This is a genomic window from Williamsia muralis, from assembly GCF_051487485.1.
Classification (GTDB): Bacteria; Actinomycetota; Actinomycetes; order Mycobacteriales; family Mycobacteriaceae; genus Williamsia; species Williamsia muralis_B.
Map to the genome: position 1 here is coordinate 23314 of NZ_JAHVCV010000005.1, position 13001 is coordinate 36314.

A 13001-nucleotide genomic window follows, 5' to 3' on the forward strand; every position below is an offset into this window, starting at 1 on the left:
TGGCCGTGACGATGCGGGCCCTCAGCCCGCCGAGGACGGTGATGAGTTCGGCCCCGGCGCAGCAACCGAGCGATGACGTCAGGACAGTTCGTCGGGACGCTCGCCGGCGTCGAGCCGGGCGATCAGCTTCTTGGTCGCGACAGAGCGGTAGCTGGCATCGAGTAGTTCGGCCACCTCCGTCCAATCCGGCCGTGCCGACAGGTCGATCCCCATCCATCCGTACGGTCCCACGTACGCCGGGTAGAAGAATCGCGAGTCCTGTTCCAGTGCAACGCGTTCGGTCTGCTCGACCTTGAACAGCAGCGACTGCTCGAACTGTGGTCCGCCTTTGACCCCACCGCCGTACATGCCGAACATCTTTCCGCCACGGAACGTCGGGCGACCGTGTGCGATCTTCTCCGTCGCATCCGGGAACGCGAGTGCAATGGTGCGCAGTCGAATCAGGACGGGGTCGTCCTCGGAGTACATGATCGGGTGGGGCATGGCGACAGTCTAGAACCGGTGTCTGTTCGGGTGCCGGTGAAATGTTAGGTTGACCGGGCGTTGGTTTCCGCCGGTCAGTGATCGGCGGATCGTAAGAGGGAATCCGGTGAAGATCCGGAACTGCCCCGCAGCGGTGAGTGGAAACGAACGCGGTCACCAGCACTGGGTGTATGCCTGGGAAGCGACCGCCGGTAGGAGACACCGAACATTCGGTGCCATGTCCACGAGTCCGAAGACCTGCCAACGCGACCGCGCCGCCGGCGTGGTCGCCCGTCGACTCCGAGGGACACGGTTGACGCGGTGATGGTGTGCTCGCGCGCGCCTTCATTCGCTGACGCATGCGTACAGGTCGGCCGGCATCCGGTACAGCGGAAAGTGCGGCGATGCGCCCTCATTCGGTGACTGCGTTGGTGGTCGGGTTGTGTTTCGCGCTGGTCGCTGTGTCGGTGGTGGCGCTCATGTTCGGTACCGTTCACGTTCCGTGGCGTGACACCACCTCGTTCCTCTGGGCCGAGTTGGTCGGAGGCGCAATACCCGCGGACGACGTGCCCAATTACCGGATTGTGGTCGATTCCAGAATGCCGCGACTGATCGTGGCAATGTTTGTCGGCGCCGGACTCAGTGCTGTGGGTCTGCTCGTACAGGCGATGGTGCGCAACGCATTGGCAGACCCGTACGTCCTCGGGATCTCCTCGGGAGCATCCGTGGGCGCGACCGCGGTTGTCCTGTTCGGCACTTTCGGTGCGCTGGGTATCTACGCGCTGAGTACCGCCGCGTTCCTGGGCGCTCTCGGTGCCACCGCCCTCGTCTATCTGATGGCGAGATCCGCAGCCGGATTGGTGCCTTTGCGGCTCGTGCTGACGGGAACCGCGCTCGGATATGGTTTCTCGGCGGTCACCACCGTGCTGATCTTCATGGCACCGCAAGGCGACGGTGCGCGCAGCGTGATGTTCTGGCTCCTGGGGAGCCTGTCGGGCGTCAGCTGGCGCATGGTGCCACTGGTGGTGGTCGTCGCCGCGGTGGGGATGGTGTCCATCGCCCTGTGTGCGCGACGCCTGAACGCGTTGTCGATGGGCGACGAGGTCAGTGCCGCACTGGGACTCAACGCATCGCGGTTCAGGATCCTCCTGTTCGTCATCGCGGCCGCGATGACGGGTTGTTTCGTGTCGGTGTGTGGCGCGGTCGGATTCGTCGGTCTGGTCGTCCCACACGTGGCGCGACTGCTCGTCGGCGCCGATCACCGGCGACTCATCGTCGTGACGCCCTTGCTCGGCGCCGTCTTCCTCGTTTCTGCAGATCTGTTGTCACGCACGGTGGTTCCGCCACAGGAATTGCCGCTGGGGGCGATCACCGCGGCAGTCGGGGTACCGGTGTTCGTGTTCTTGATGAGACGCCGTGATGCATCGATGGTGCAGATCTGATGCGCGTGCAGTTCGATCACGTGGATGTCGAGATCGGCGGCCGCCTGGTGGTGGGCGACATGAACGTGACCGTCGAGGCGGGCCAGTTCGTCGGGATCGTCGGGCCCAACGGCAGCGGCAAATCCACGACGCTGCGCTGTCTGTATCGGGCCTTGAAACCGTCCGATGGTCGTATCGTGGTGGGTGAGCGCGACATTCGTGCCATCAGCATGCGCGAAAATGCCCGTCAAGTGGCCGCGTTGACCCAGGACAACACCTTGCACTTCGACTTCACAGCGCGCGAGGTGGTCGCCACCGGGCGATTGCCACACAGCGGGATCGTCGCCCGCGACCGTGCCGCCGAAGACGAGGCCATCGGGGAGGCGATGGACAAGGCCGATGCCGGCGACCTGCGCTCACGATTGTTCTCCTCTCTGTCCGGCGGCGAGAAACAGCGCGTCCTGATCGCTCGTGCTCTGGCCCAGGAACCACAGGTGCTCGTGCTCGACGAACCGACCAATCACCTCGACGTGCAACATCAACACGGCGTGCTCGGCGCGGCAAAAAGGCTGGGCATCACGGTGATAGCGGCATTGCACGACCTCAACCTGGCCGCGCAGTACTGCGACCGTGTCCTCGTGCTCGTCGACGGCGCGGTGGTGTGTGCCGGAACCCCTCATGAGGTCTTCACCGAAACCGTGATCAACCGGTGGTTCTCGATCGGCTGCCACATCGTCGCCCATCCCCGCCTAGGCGTTCCCCAGATCATCTTTGACGGTCTCCGCAGACCGGTCTCTGACGGTCTCAACGGGGCCGTCTCCGACGGGCACAAACCGGTGCCGAACCACGCACCCCATGCACTTCACCACGAGGAGAGCTGAATGTACCGAAATCGTTGTGCCCTTGCGATGATCGTGATGGCGGTGGCAGTCAGCGCGTGCGGCGCCGACGTGGAGCAGAAGGCCCCGTCCGGCGGGCCCACGGTGACGGTGACGAATTGCGGTGCGCCACTGACGGTATCGGGGACGCCCACCCGCGTGGTGACCAATGACACCGGCATCACCGAGATGATGTTCTCGCTCGGACTGGCCGACCGGCTCGTCGGGTACACCACCTATCCCGGCAAAGAACGTGACGTGCAGACCTCGCCTTGGAAGGCGGATTTTGAATCGACCCCCGAACTCGGCAAGGCATTCACCCGGGAGATCGTGCAGGCGGCCGACCCCGATTTCGTCTTCGCCGGATGGAATTACGGCTTCCGGGAGTCGACCGGTCTGACACCTGACTGGATCGAACAGATCGGCGCCGTCCCGTACCAACTCACCGAGGCATGTCGTCAGCCCGGAACAACGCGCCGGGGGATCATGGCGCCGTTCGATGCCCTGTATGCCGATCTGGAGAATCTCGGTGACATCTTCGGGGTCCGCGAGCGTGCGGACAACTTGGTGCAGGAGTACCGGAACCTGGTGCGCGGTGTGAACGCGGCTGTGCCTCGAGAGGGTGACCCGGCCAGGATCTTCCTCTTCGACAGTGCCGCCCCCGAACCCTTCACCTCGGGCAGAACCGCTGCACCTCAACAGATCATCACCGAGGCCGGTGGCCGCAACATCTTCGATGACCTGAACGACTCGTGGACCACCACCTCGTGGGAGGCTGCCGCCCAGCGTGATCCCGAGGTCATCATCGTCGTCGACTACGGGGCGGGACCGGCCGACTCCGTGGCCGCGAAGATCCGTCAGCTCGAATCGCACCCGTTGATGTCGGGCTCGGCCGCGGTCCGCGAGGGACACATCATGGCGCTGCCCTACGCCGCCCTGGTGGAGGGCCCCAGGAATCCGCAGGCTGTGGTCACGGTCGGGAACTACCTGCGATCCATCGGCCGCTAGAGCCCTGCGGGGTCTCCACCGCACGGTCCGTGCCGATGGATCGAACCCCGCGAGTCCGGTTTCGGTGTCAGCCCCCTGGACTATCTTCGAGGGGTGGCCAACAGTGCAGACATCAGTGAGCAGACGCCCGCGGAGCCGACTCCTTCTGCGGCCAGAGAGCGGTGGTCGCAGTTGGCCGAGGAGGTGCGTGACCACCAATTCCGCTACTACGTGAAAGATGCTCCCGTCATCACCGACGGTGAGTTCGACACGCTGTTGCGCCGCCTGCAGGCCCTCGAAGACCAGTACCCGGAGTTGGCTGTCGCCGATTCGCCCACCAAGTTGGTCGGCGGCGGTTTCGCCACCGAGTTCAAGGCCGTCGACCATCTCGAGCGAATGATGTCGCTGGACAATGTGTTCGACGCCGAGGAGATGCGCAGCTGGGTGTCGCGTGTGGAGGCTGACGCCGGTTCGGGCCTGGATTATCTGTGTGAGCTGAAGATCGACGGCGTCGCCCTTGCACTGGTCTACGAAAAGGGTGTCCTCGTTCGCGGCACCACACGCGGCGACGGGCGCACCGGCGAGGACGTCACTCTCAACGCAAAGACCATCAACGACGTACCGCACCGGCTCACCCCGTCCGACGACTACCCGATACCCGACCTGCTCGAGGTGCGCGGCGAGGTGTTCTTCCGAGTAGCGGACTTCGAGGCACTCAACGCGTCTCTCGTGGAGGCGGGCAAGGCGCCGTTCGCCAACCCACGCAACTCCGCAGCCGGGTCACTCCGCCAGAAGAACCCGCAGATCACCGCCAGACGACGACTGGGCATGATCTGTCACGGGCTCGGCCGGATGGACGGAACGCCGCCCAAGACACTCCACGACGCCTATCTGGCGTTGGGCGCCTGGGGCCTGCCGGTCTCCGAGCACACCACCAAACTCACCGGCGCCGACGCCATCCTGGAGAAGATCGCCTACTGGGGTGAACACCGCCACGACGTCGAACACGAGATCGACGGGATCGTCGTCAAGGTGGACGACATCTCGCTCCAGCGTCGGCTGGGGTCCACCTCGCGCGCGCCGCGGTGGGCCATCGCGTACAAATACGCCCCCGAAGAGGCGACCACAAAACTGCTGGACATCTTGGTCAATGTCGGACGTACCGGTCGGGTCACTCCTTTCGCATCGATGAAGCCCGTTCTGGTGGCTGGTTCGACGGTCGGCATGGCAACGCTCCACAACGCGTCCGAGGTCAAGCGCAAGGGCGTTCTGATCGGCGACACCGTCACCATCCGGAAGGCCGGAGACGTCATCCCCGAAGTGCTCGGACCTGTGGTCGACCTGCGAGACGGCACCGAACGTGAGTTCGTGATGCCCACGCACTGTCCCGAATGCGGCACTGAATTGGCGCCGCAGAAGGAGGGCGACGCCGACATCCGCTGTCCCAACAGCAGATCGTGCCCGGCCCAGCTGCGAGAGCGGCTGTTCCACATCGCCGGTCGCGGATCATTCGACATCGAGGCCCTCGGATACGAGGCTGCCACCGCGCTTCTGAGCTCCGGGGTGCTCGACAACGAGGGTGATCTGTTCAGTCTGACCGAGGACGATCTCCGCAAGACCACTTTGTTCACCACCAAATCGGGAGATCTCTCTGCGAACGGTAAGCGGTTGCTCGCGAACCTTTCTGCGGCCAAGAAGGTACCGCTGTGGCGGGTATTGGTCGGGTTGTCGATCCGGCACGTCGGCCCGAGCGCCGCACGCGCATTGGCCACCGAGTTCGGCAGCCTGGAGGCCATCGAATCGGCAACAGCCGAACAGCTCGCGAGCGTGGAGGGTATGGGGAACACGTTGGCGCAGAGCGTCGCTGACTGGTTCACGGTCGATTGGCATCGTGAGATCGTCCGCAAATGGCGTGAGGCGGGTGTGCAGCTCGAGGACGAGCGAGACGCTTCCATCCCGCGCACGCTGGAAGGCCTGAGCATCGTGGTCACCGGCTCGCTGCAGGACTTCTCCCGCGACGGCGCCAAAGAGGCCATCCTGGTGCGCGGGGGCAAGGCGTCAGGGTCGGTGTCGAAGAAGACGGCCTATGTCGTCGTCGGGGATTCGCCCGGTACCAAGGCGGACAAGGCCGAACAGCTCGGCGTACCCATTCTCGATGAAGACGGGTTCAAAAAGCTTCTCGCAGAAGGGCCTCCGCCGGCGAAGACCGACGAATCACCTGCCGACGTGGACGAAGGTGACGCGCCGCAGGAGTGATGATGCGGCCGACCCGGGTCACGGTTGTTTGAGGACCGTCGTCACGATCTTCGCGAGGTAACCGATCCGGGCAATCTCGGACGGACGGAAGTCCGGGCCACCGGGTCGACCGAGGAGTAACGCCTTGCCCGGTGAACCGATGGGCGCGGCGGCCAACCGAGTGTCCATGTCGCGCCAGGACTGCGGCACCCACGGCGATTCGGGATCCAGCTCGGCCTCATGGTTGATCGGCAGCCAACTCGCATCGGTGAGTTGGGTTTCCGGGGCACCAGAGCTCCCGAAGAGCTGAATCGCCCCGTTGGCGCCTGAGGTGATGATGGTGGCCCACGCAACCCGCAGAACCCGGGGCGCCGCTTCGACCAGGACCTGCAGCCGATCGCGGCCGGCGGCCGCGATCTCGTTGACCAACTCTAGTTCTCGGTGGGTCTCGAGGACGCCGGTGTACGGGCGGATCGAATCCACCCGCACACCATCAACCTTTTCCGCGGCAGTGATCAGGGTGTCGGGCAGCGAGCTGCGCGGAACCTCGACGACGATGTCATCGACTGCGTACCCTTCGCCGCGTTCGACAACGTCGAGCGACAGGATGTCGGCACCGATCGAACCCAGGGAAACGGCCAGGAGGCCCAAGGATCCGGGTCGGTCCTGGAGGTAGACGCGCAGCAGATAGGACACGGTCGACATTCTCCCACCGCCACGTCGGCCCTGCCGTGTGGCCCGCTCTCAGTGGCCGGTGCTCAGTGGCCGGTGCTCAGGCCGGAGGAGTGGTTCCGGGGAGCGATTCGACGCCTACTGCCGTGCCGTACGCGCACACCTCGATACCGGTTCCACCGAACTCGGTGGTCTCGAACCGGAACGCCACCACGGCGTTCGCGCCGCGTTGCTGCGCCTCGGTGGCCAAGCGCTGCAGCGCTTCCTGGCGACAATCGTGGAGTAGCTGTGTGACTCCCTTGAGTTCACCACCCGCCATCGCCTTGAAGCCGGCACCGAGGTTCGATCCGATGTTGCGTGACCGGACGGTCAGTCCGAAGCACTCGCCGAAGGTGTAGGTGATTCGGTAGCCGGGGATGTCGTTTGTTGTGACGATGATCATGAACGAGACGATACGTCGGCGACCCATCATCCGCCTGCCGGATATTCGCCTGATCACGACGCAGGCCCAGAGTTCGGGGCGGTTGCCGGTCGGGCTCGATAATGAGCGAATGGCAATCGACGATGCGCGCGATGATTCCGACGTGACCACGTCCGTGGCACGCCGGATCGAGCCTGATCGAGAACACGACTTCATCGCCTGGACCGACGCCGGAATCGCACTGGCCCGGACGTTCCCGGGCTTCCTCGGCGGAGGATGGTTGCGCTCCTCGAAGGTGCCCGGCGAGTACTACGTCATGTACCGGTTCGAGAACCACGCACAGGTCGACGATTGGGTGTCGTCGCCGGTGCGCAAGGCCTGGCTCTCGCGTGGGGAGGGGATCGCGGTGGAGTACGCCACCCATCGCCTGTCCGGCATCGAAGGATGGTTCGAGCCGCAGTCCACGCTGACGCAGGCGGTACGCGTGATGGGCGCTCCGCCACCACGCTGGAAGCAGGCGATCACCATCTGGCTCGGCTTCTTTCCGCTCAGTCTGGCGATCAACATCGGCATCATCGCCCACCTGGGGGACACGCCGCTGGTGATGAAGACGCTGATCGCCACAGTGGTGAGCACACCGCTGATGGTGTACCTGCTGCTGCCGTGGATCACCGCGCGACTCAAACGCTGGTTGTAGGGCTCGCGGCACCTGAGGCGATCGGGGGACCGGCGCCGACTAGTCTGGACCGGGGTTCGGGCCGACATCATCGTGGGCCGCCCTCGAACAGAAAGGGTGCATCTCTCGTGTCTGCCATCTCGCGTGATGAGGTTGCGCATCTCGCCCGGTTGTCGCGGCTGGCGCTGACCGACGACGAACTCGACCACTACGCCGGTCAGCTCGATTCGATTCTGTCCCACGTCGCCAACATCTCTGAAGTCGCCGCGGCCGACATCCCCGGCACCGCACATCCGGCAGACATCGCCAACGTCTTACGGCCCGACACCATCGTGCCCAGCCTCACCACCGAGGAAGCCCTCTCGGGTGCACCCGCGGTCGAGCAGGGACGGTTCGCAGTGCCGCAGATCCTTGGAGAAGAACAGTGACCGCACCCACCCGCCAGTCCGGCGAGATCACCGGCCTGTCCGCCGCCCAACTGGCGGAGAAGATCCATGCCGGTGAACTGTCTGCCGTGGAGGTCACCAGCGCGCACCTCGACCGGATCGCCGAGGTCGACGGCGAGCTGAACGCCTTCCTGCACGTCAATTCCGACGAAGCACTGCAGGCGTCCGCGGCCGTCGACAAGTCCATTGCTGCGGGCGAGTCCCCGGCATCGCCGCTTGCCGGTGTCCCGCTGGCCCTCAAGGACGTGTTCACCACCACCGACGCGCCCACCACCTGTGGTTCGAAGATCCTCGAGGGCTGGGTGCCTCCGTACGACGCCACCGTCACCTCACGGCTGCGCGCTGCGGGCATCCCGATCCTCGGCAAGACCAACATGGACGAGTTCGCGATGGGATCGTCCACCGAGAACTCGGCATACGGGGTCACCCGAAACCCTTGGGACACAACAAAAATCCCCGGCGGGTCGGGTGGCGGAAGTGCGGCGGCCCTGGCCTCGTTCCAGGCGCCGCTCGCCATCGGCACCGACACCGGCGGTTCTGTGCGTCAGCCGGCGTCGGTCACCGGGACCGTGGGCGTGAAACCGACATACGGCACCGTCTCGCGGTACGGACTGGTGGCATGTGCCTCGTCGCTCGATCAGGGCGGCCCATGTGCGCGCACCGTGCTGGACACCGCGCTCCTGCACCAGGTGATCGCCGGGCACGACCCGCGGGATTCGACGTCGATCGACCAGCCGGTTGGCGACATGGTCGCCGCCGCGAAAGCTGGTGCTTCGCAGGATCTTTCAGGTGTCAAGGTTGGTATCGTCGCCGAATTGCAGGGTGACGGTTACCAGGCCGGCGTGCTGTCCTCGTTCAATGCGGCCGTGGAGTCATTGCGTGAGCGTGGCGCCGAAGTGGTCGAGGTGTCGTGCCCGCACTTCACGTACGCACTCGGTGCCTACTACCTGATCCTGCCGTCCGAGGTGTCGAGCAACCTCGCACGCTTTGATGCGATGCGTTACGGATTGCGGGTCGGCGACGACGGCAGCCACAGCGCCGAACAGGTGATGGCGATGACCCGTGCGGCCGGCTTCGGTCCAGAGGTCAAGCGCCGCATCATGATCGGGACCTATGCGTTGTCGTCTGGATACTACGACGCGTATTACGGTCAGGCACAGAAGGTTCGCACGCTCATCGCCCGCGACTTCGCCAAGGCGTACGAGACCGTGGACGTTCTGGTGTCGCCGACCACTCCGACAACAGCGTTCGCGATCGGTGAGAAGGTCGACGACCCACTGGCCATGTATCTCTTCGACCTGTGCACCCTTCCGGTGAACCTGGCCGGGAACTGCGCCATGTCGGTGCCGTCGGGGTTGTCCGAGGACGATGGACTCCCGGTGGGACTGCAGATCATGGCTCCGTCGATGGCCGACGAGAGGCTGTACCGCGTCGGCGCCGCGTACGAGGCGGCCCGGGGCCCGATCGTCTGACCCCACACCCCGATGATGTGCCCTTCTGGCGACGAAAACCCCAGGTGGGGTGCGCCATAAGGCCACATCATCGGGGGCAGAGGGGGATCACGTGACCCTGTTCGGTTCCGTACTGATGACCGTGACCGGCAGGGAACGACAGTGCCCCGATCAGATCCGCACTGGCCTGGACGAACCCGGCCAACGGTAGCCACGGTGGTGTCGGCAAGTCGTGGGTGATGCCGGACGCCAGCTCCGGCGGCTGCCAGATCAACTGCGGGGACCAGCGCACCACGGGATCCGATCCGTTCGCCAACACGGTGGTCGACGGCGCCGACAGTGACGCCGTGCCCGCCGGGGCGCCCGCGAGCACCGTGTGGCACAGCGCGCCGGGACGATTGTCCTGTGCCCATTGCCGTGCCGCGTCGGCGCCGACCGCACCCAGACTCTGGCCGTAGAGGTAGATGTGCGGGCGGTTGGGCGAGGCCGACCGGTTGACGGCATCGATGAGCGCGGCCGTGACCGCGACAGCACTGTCACGGGCCGGTGCGGAACTGGACAGAAAAGCCTGCCAAGACGGAATGTCGCTGTACTGCAGGGCAATGACTCCCACATCTCCGGCCATCCTCGACTCGATCCCGACCAGAGCGTCCGGGTCCACCCACCCCGATCCGGTGGGTACTGCGACCACCACCGCACTGCGGTGCATCCCACCCGCTGCCTGCCAGCGTTTCACCAAATCCTGAGCGCGGTTGGTGACGTCGCGGGTGTCGAGTTCTCCGTAGACCCGTAGCGATGTGGACTGGGCGCCGACAGCGGTGAACTTGTGCGCCACAGACTCGCCTGACCCCGCAGCACCGGCAGGTGAAGGGGCGACCGACAGTGCGATGGCGGCTGCGAGCACCGCGCCGATGATGCGACTACGGGAAGGCAGGGCAACACCCACGGCCACCAACCCGGAAGGCGCGGCGGCCACGGCCACCCATCCGAGGTCGGGGGTCTCTGTGCCCAGAGCCCATCGCAACTCGAGTTGCCACCAGATCATCTGTACGAACATCCCGACGATGACCAGGCCCCCGGCGACGGCAGTGGCCTTCCTCGCGCGCGCAGCCGGCCACGGGACGAAGCGGGACGCCAGCATGCCGATGAGGGCACCGATGCCGGCGAACGCCGCGAGCAGCACGCCCTGGATCAGTGCTTCGCGGGGCAGCGAGCCAGGGGCCAAAGCGATTGCCGCGCCTGCTGTGGTGCCGGCCGTCACCAACGGGTGTGGCCACGTGCGTGCCTTCATGCCAGACCCACCAGAGATGCGAGCGACTCGCCACCGCGGACGAAGGTGGATGCAACGATCGCCGGGAAAGACTCCCGCGCGACCGGGGCGCCCGAGTGCTGACGCCAGGTGTTGAAGCTCAACCCCACCCGGGCGAGATCGGCGGCCCAGTCGCAGGCGGGATCGTCGCAGACCTCATGCATACGCTCGGCGAGCATGGTGTCGAGTGCAACCCGGGCCCAACCGGTCAGCGGAGCACCGTTCTTGTCGGCGAGACGCAACAGGTCGTATCCGAAATCGTGTGTCTTGCACAGCGGTTCGAACCGGTCGGGCAACGGGATGGGTGATGAGCAGGCACCCGCGGGATCGATCGGCATGCCGTCGACCACTTCGGGCCGATAGCCCATCTCGGCCTCGAAATCCGAGGGCAGTACAGCAATCGCATCGGCGGGCCTCGGCCCTGTCAATGCCACAATCGCCGCGCCGGCCGGGGTACGGATGTCGGCGGCCTCGGCGGGCGACATCCCCGGGGCGGAGGTGGCTGCGGCGGCGGTTGCCGGCCACAGACCCAACGCCACCACGAAGCAGATCACCAAGCTGGACAGGAAGATTCGGTTGTGTACGGCTCGCATGGATTGAACGTAGGAATCGGGAGCACCCGAGTGCATCGGTCGTCGGACGCGTTGTCCGGTGGCTACAACGAGGTGCACCGGGGGTGCGCGTGCTACCTGCGGGTCGGCGCAGATCTCACTCTCAGGTATGGGGTCGGACGAGGAACGGGTGGCTAATGTCGAACCAATGAAACTGTGGACTGCTGCCGCCGACTATGTGGTCGACGAGGCCAAGAAACTACCGATCACCGCCGACCCGGCGGTCATCGGATTCTTGAGTCGCAAGGTCAACATCTTCTTCACGCTCGTCGCGCTCATCATGTACGCCATCGCGTGGCCGACTCTTGCGGTGACGCACGACGTGCAGCCTGCGCTGATGCCCGTCGTCGCCGCGTTCGCGGCCCTCCCGATCATGCTGGGTTGGGCCAATCCCACACTGGGCTGGGCGATCTCGGTGGTGTCCTCACAGGTCATCGGGCTGACCATCGATCGGCTCGACACCTGGAACTACTCCATCCAGGTGGTGCACTTCATCGAACTGGTGGTGCTCACGGTTCTCGCCTACCTCAAGGCGCCGCTACGCCTTCTGCCGGTGATCTGGCTGGTGTCGGCATTGGTGATGTTCTCGGTTGCACCGAGTGAGGCCGAGGTCGGCTGGGTGATCGGACTGGCTGTCGCCGGCATCATGTGCGTGCTGATCCGCATCATCGTGCGATCCCGTGCTCAACTCGCCCAGCAGACCAAACTGAAGGACACCGAGAAGTCGAAGAATGCGGTGCTCTCGGAACGGACCCGCATCGCCCGCGACCTCCACGACGTTGTGGCTCACCGGATGTCGGTGGTGGTGGTGCAATCACAGACCGCGAAATACCGGATCGAAGGTGTCGGCGACGCGGCTGCGGCCGAGTTCGATGCCATCGCCAACGTCGCACGTGAGGCCCTAGACGAGGTACGCACCATGCTGGGTGTGCTTCGTCTCGAAGATGATTCGGCCGCCGATGCACTGGCACGCAACCCGAACCCAGGGTTGGCGCAGATCGACGGGCTGATCTCCGCGACGAGGGGCGCGGGGATCGACGTCACGTATTACCCGGCCGTCGGCGCGGACGAGGTGGGTGACGCGTGTGCGTTGGTGGCGTACCGGATCGTGCAGGAATCGCTGGCGAACGCCACCCGTTACGCGGCGGGGTCGCAGGTGCGTGTCGATGTGACGGTCAAGGGAACCGAACTCGCGGTGACCATTGCCAACACCGCTCCGACGGAACAACCCATCGGGCTCGATTCCGAAGGGGGACTGGGCATTCCGGGAATGATCGAGCGGGCCAAGGCTGTCGGTGGTGTGCTGTCCGCAGCACCGCAACCCGACGGTGGGTTTGTTGTGCAGGCACGCCTGCCGATCCGGGCGCCGGGTGTGGTCGACGATTCAGGACAGTCGGGTCTGCAAGCCGGGATGGTGGAAAAGTAGGCTGTC

General features: G+C 65.2%; 13 protein-coding genes and 1 riboswitch. Of the genes, 8 read left to right on the forward strand and 5 right to left on the reverse strand.

Annotation, left to right across the window (positions count from 1 at the left end; all coding sequences use genetic code 11):
* Window positions 1-78: 78 nt before the first annotated feature.
* The gene (locus KXR83_RS14335) at window positions 79-483 is read right to left on the reverse strand and encodes an MmcQ/YjbR family DNA-binding protein (protein WP_437425402.1); all 405 of its coding nucleotides are present in this window, start codon (window positions 481-483) and stop codon (window positions 79-81) included.
* Window positions 484-527: 44 nt separating this feature from the next.
* Window positions 528-742, forward strand: a riboswitch (cobalamin riboswitch).
* 124 nt (window positions 743-866) lie between these two features.
* Here KXR83_RS14335 and KXR83_RS14340 point away from each other — a divergent pair.
* The 4 genes from KXR83_RS14340 to ligA all read left to right on the forward strand — a co-directional run bounded on the left by KXR83_RS14340 (window position 867) and on the right by ligA (window position 6004).
* Entirely contained in the window at window positions 867-1904 is a 1038-nt protein-coding gene (locus KXR83_RS14340; protein ID WP_437425403.1) for a FecCD family ABC transporter permease, read from the forward strand.
* A complete protein-coding gene (locus tag KXR83_RS14345) occupies window positions 1904-2764 on the forward strand; it encodes an ABC transporter ATP-binding protein (protein WP_437425404.1) in 861 nt (286 codons plus the stop codon). The genes KXR83_RS14340 and KXR83_RS14345 overlap by 1 nt, the downstream gene beginning before the upstream one ends.
* Window positions 2765-3769, forward strand: a complete 1005-nt coding sequence (locus tag KXR83_RS14350) for an ABC transporter substrate-binding protein (RefSeq protein WP_437425405.1) — start codon at window positions 2765-2767, stop codon at window positions 3767-3769. It abuts the gene before it with no gap.
* A 93-nt stretch (window positions 3770-3862) separates the two neighbouring features.
* The gene (gene ligA, locus KXR83_RS14355; protein WP_437425406.1) at window positions 3863-6004 is read left to right on the forward strand and encodes an NAD-dependent DNA ligase LigA; all 2142 of its coding nucleotides are present in this window, start codon (window positions 3863-3865) and stop codon (window positions 6002-6004) included.
* Window positions 6005-6022: 18 nt separating this feature from the next.
* Here ligA and KXR83_RS14360 read toward each other — a convergent pair whose 3' ends face one another.
* The gene (locus KXR83_RS14360) at window positions 6023-6688 is read right to left on the reverse strand and encodes an amino acid-binding protein (RefSeq protein ID WP_437425407.1); all 666 of its coding nucleotides are present in this window, start codon (window positions 6686-6688) and stop codon (window positions 6023-6025) included.
* 67 nt (window positions 6689-6755) lie between these two features.
* The gene (locus KXR83_RS14365; protein ID WP_437425408.1) at window positions 6756-7097 is read right to left on the reverse strand and encodes a YbjQ family protein; all 342 of its coding nucleotides are present in this window, start codon (window positions 7095-7097) and stop codon (window positions 6756-6758) included.
* Window positions 7098-7206: 109 nt separating this feature from the next.
* Here KXR83_RS14365 and KXR83_RS14370 point away from each other — a divergent pair, with 109 nt between their 5' ends.
* The 3 genes from KXR83_RS14370 (at window position 7207) to gatA (ending at window position 9670) form a co-directional block, all read left to right on the forward strand.
* Window positions 7207-7773: an antibiotic biosynthesis monooxygenase gene (locus KXR83_RS14370; RefSeq protein WP_437425409.1), complete on the forward strand. Its 567-nt coding sequence runs from the start codon at window positions 7207-7209 to the stop codon at window positions 7771-7773.
* Between the two features lie 107 nt (window positions 7774-7880).
* Complete coding sequence (gene gatC / locus KXR83_RS14375) at window positions 7881-8180, forward strand: Asp-tRNA(Asn)/Glu-tRNA(Gln) amidotransferase subunit GatC (RefSeq protein ID WP_030172075.1); 300 nt, start codon at window positions 7881-7883, stop codon at window positions 8178-8180.
* Window positions 8177-9670: an Asp-tRNA(Asn)/Glu-tRNA(Gln) amidotransferase subunit GatA gene (gatA, locus tag KXR83_RS14380; RefSeq protein ID WP_437425410.1), complete on the forward strand. Its 1494-nt coding sequence runs from the start codon at window positions 8177-8179 to the stop codon at window positions 9668-9670. The genes gatC and gatA overlap by 4 nt, the downstream gene beginning before the upstream one ends.
* Window positions 9671-9737: 67 nt before the next feature.
* Here gatA and KXR83_RS14385 read toward each other — a convergent pair whose 3' ends face one another.
* Together KXR83_RS14385 and KXR83_RS14390 are read right to left on the reverse strand one after the other, a co-directional pair.
* Window positions 9738-10940 (reverse strand): alpha/beta-hydrolase family protein, encoded by a 1203-nt coding sequence (locus tag KXR83_RS14385; protein WP_437425411.1) that lies wholly within the window; start codon window positions 10938-10940, stop codon window positions 9738-9740.
* Window positions 10937-11551 (reverse strand): hypothetical protein, encoded by a 615-nt coding sequence (locus tag KXR83_RS14390; protein WP_437425412.1) that lies wholly within the window; start codon window positions 11549-11551, stop codon window positions 10937-10939. Before KXR83_RS14390 ends, KXR83_RS14385 begins: the two co-directional genes overlap by 4 nt.
* Before the next feature lie 166 nt (window positions 11552-11717).
* On the opposite strand from KXR83_RS14390, the gene KXR83_RS14395 reads away from it, so the two are divergent.
* Complete coding sequence (locus KXR83_RS14395) at window positions 11718-12995, forward strand: sensor histidine kinase (protein WP_062801107.1); 1278 nt, start codon at window positions 11718-11720, stop codon at window positions 12993-12995.
* Window positions 12996-13001: the final 6 nt, after the last annotated feature.

Coding starts and splice junctions, on each gene's coding strand:
- KXR83_RS14335 (WP_437425402.1), bottom strand. CDS start 483: ATGCCCCACCCGATCATGTACTCCGAGGACGACCCCGTCCTGATTCGA.
- KXR83_RS14340 (WP_437425403.1), top strand. CDS start 867: ATGCGCCCTCATTCGGTGACTGCGTTGGTGGTCGGGTTGTGTTTCGCG.
- KXR83_RS14345 (WP_437425404.1), top strand. CDS start 1,904: ATGCGCGTGCAGTTCGATCACGTGGATGTCGAGATCGGCGGCCGCCTG.
- KXR83_RS14350 (WP_437425405.1), top strand. CDS start 2,765: ATGTACCGAAATCGTTGTGCCCTTGCGATGATCGTGATGGCGGTGGCA.
- KXR83_RS14360 (WP_437425407.1), bottom strand. CDS start 6,688: ATGTCGACCGTGTCCTATCTGCTGCGCGTCTACCTCCAGGACCGACCC.
- KXR83_RS14365 (WP_437425408.1), bottom strand. CDS start 7,097: ATGATCATCGTCACAACAAACGACATCCCCGGCTACCGAATCACCTAC.
- KXR83_RS14370 (WP_437425409.1), top strand. CDS start 7,207: ATGGCAATCGACGATGCGCGCGATGATTCCGACGTGACCACGTCCGTG.
- KXR83_RS14385 (WP_437425411.1), bottom strand. CDS start 10,940: ATGAAGGCACGCACGTGGCCACACCCGTTGGTGACGGCCGGCACCACA.
- KXR83_RS14390 (WP_437425412.1), bottom strand. CDS start 11,551: ATGCGAGCCGTACACAACCGAATCTTCCTGTCCAGCTTGGTGATCTGC.
- KXR83_RS14395 (WP_062801107.1), top strand. CDS start 11,718: ATGAAACTGTGGACTGCTGCCGCCGACTATGTGGTCGACGAGGCCAAG.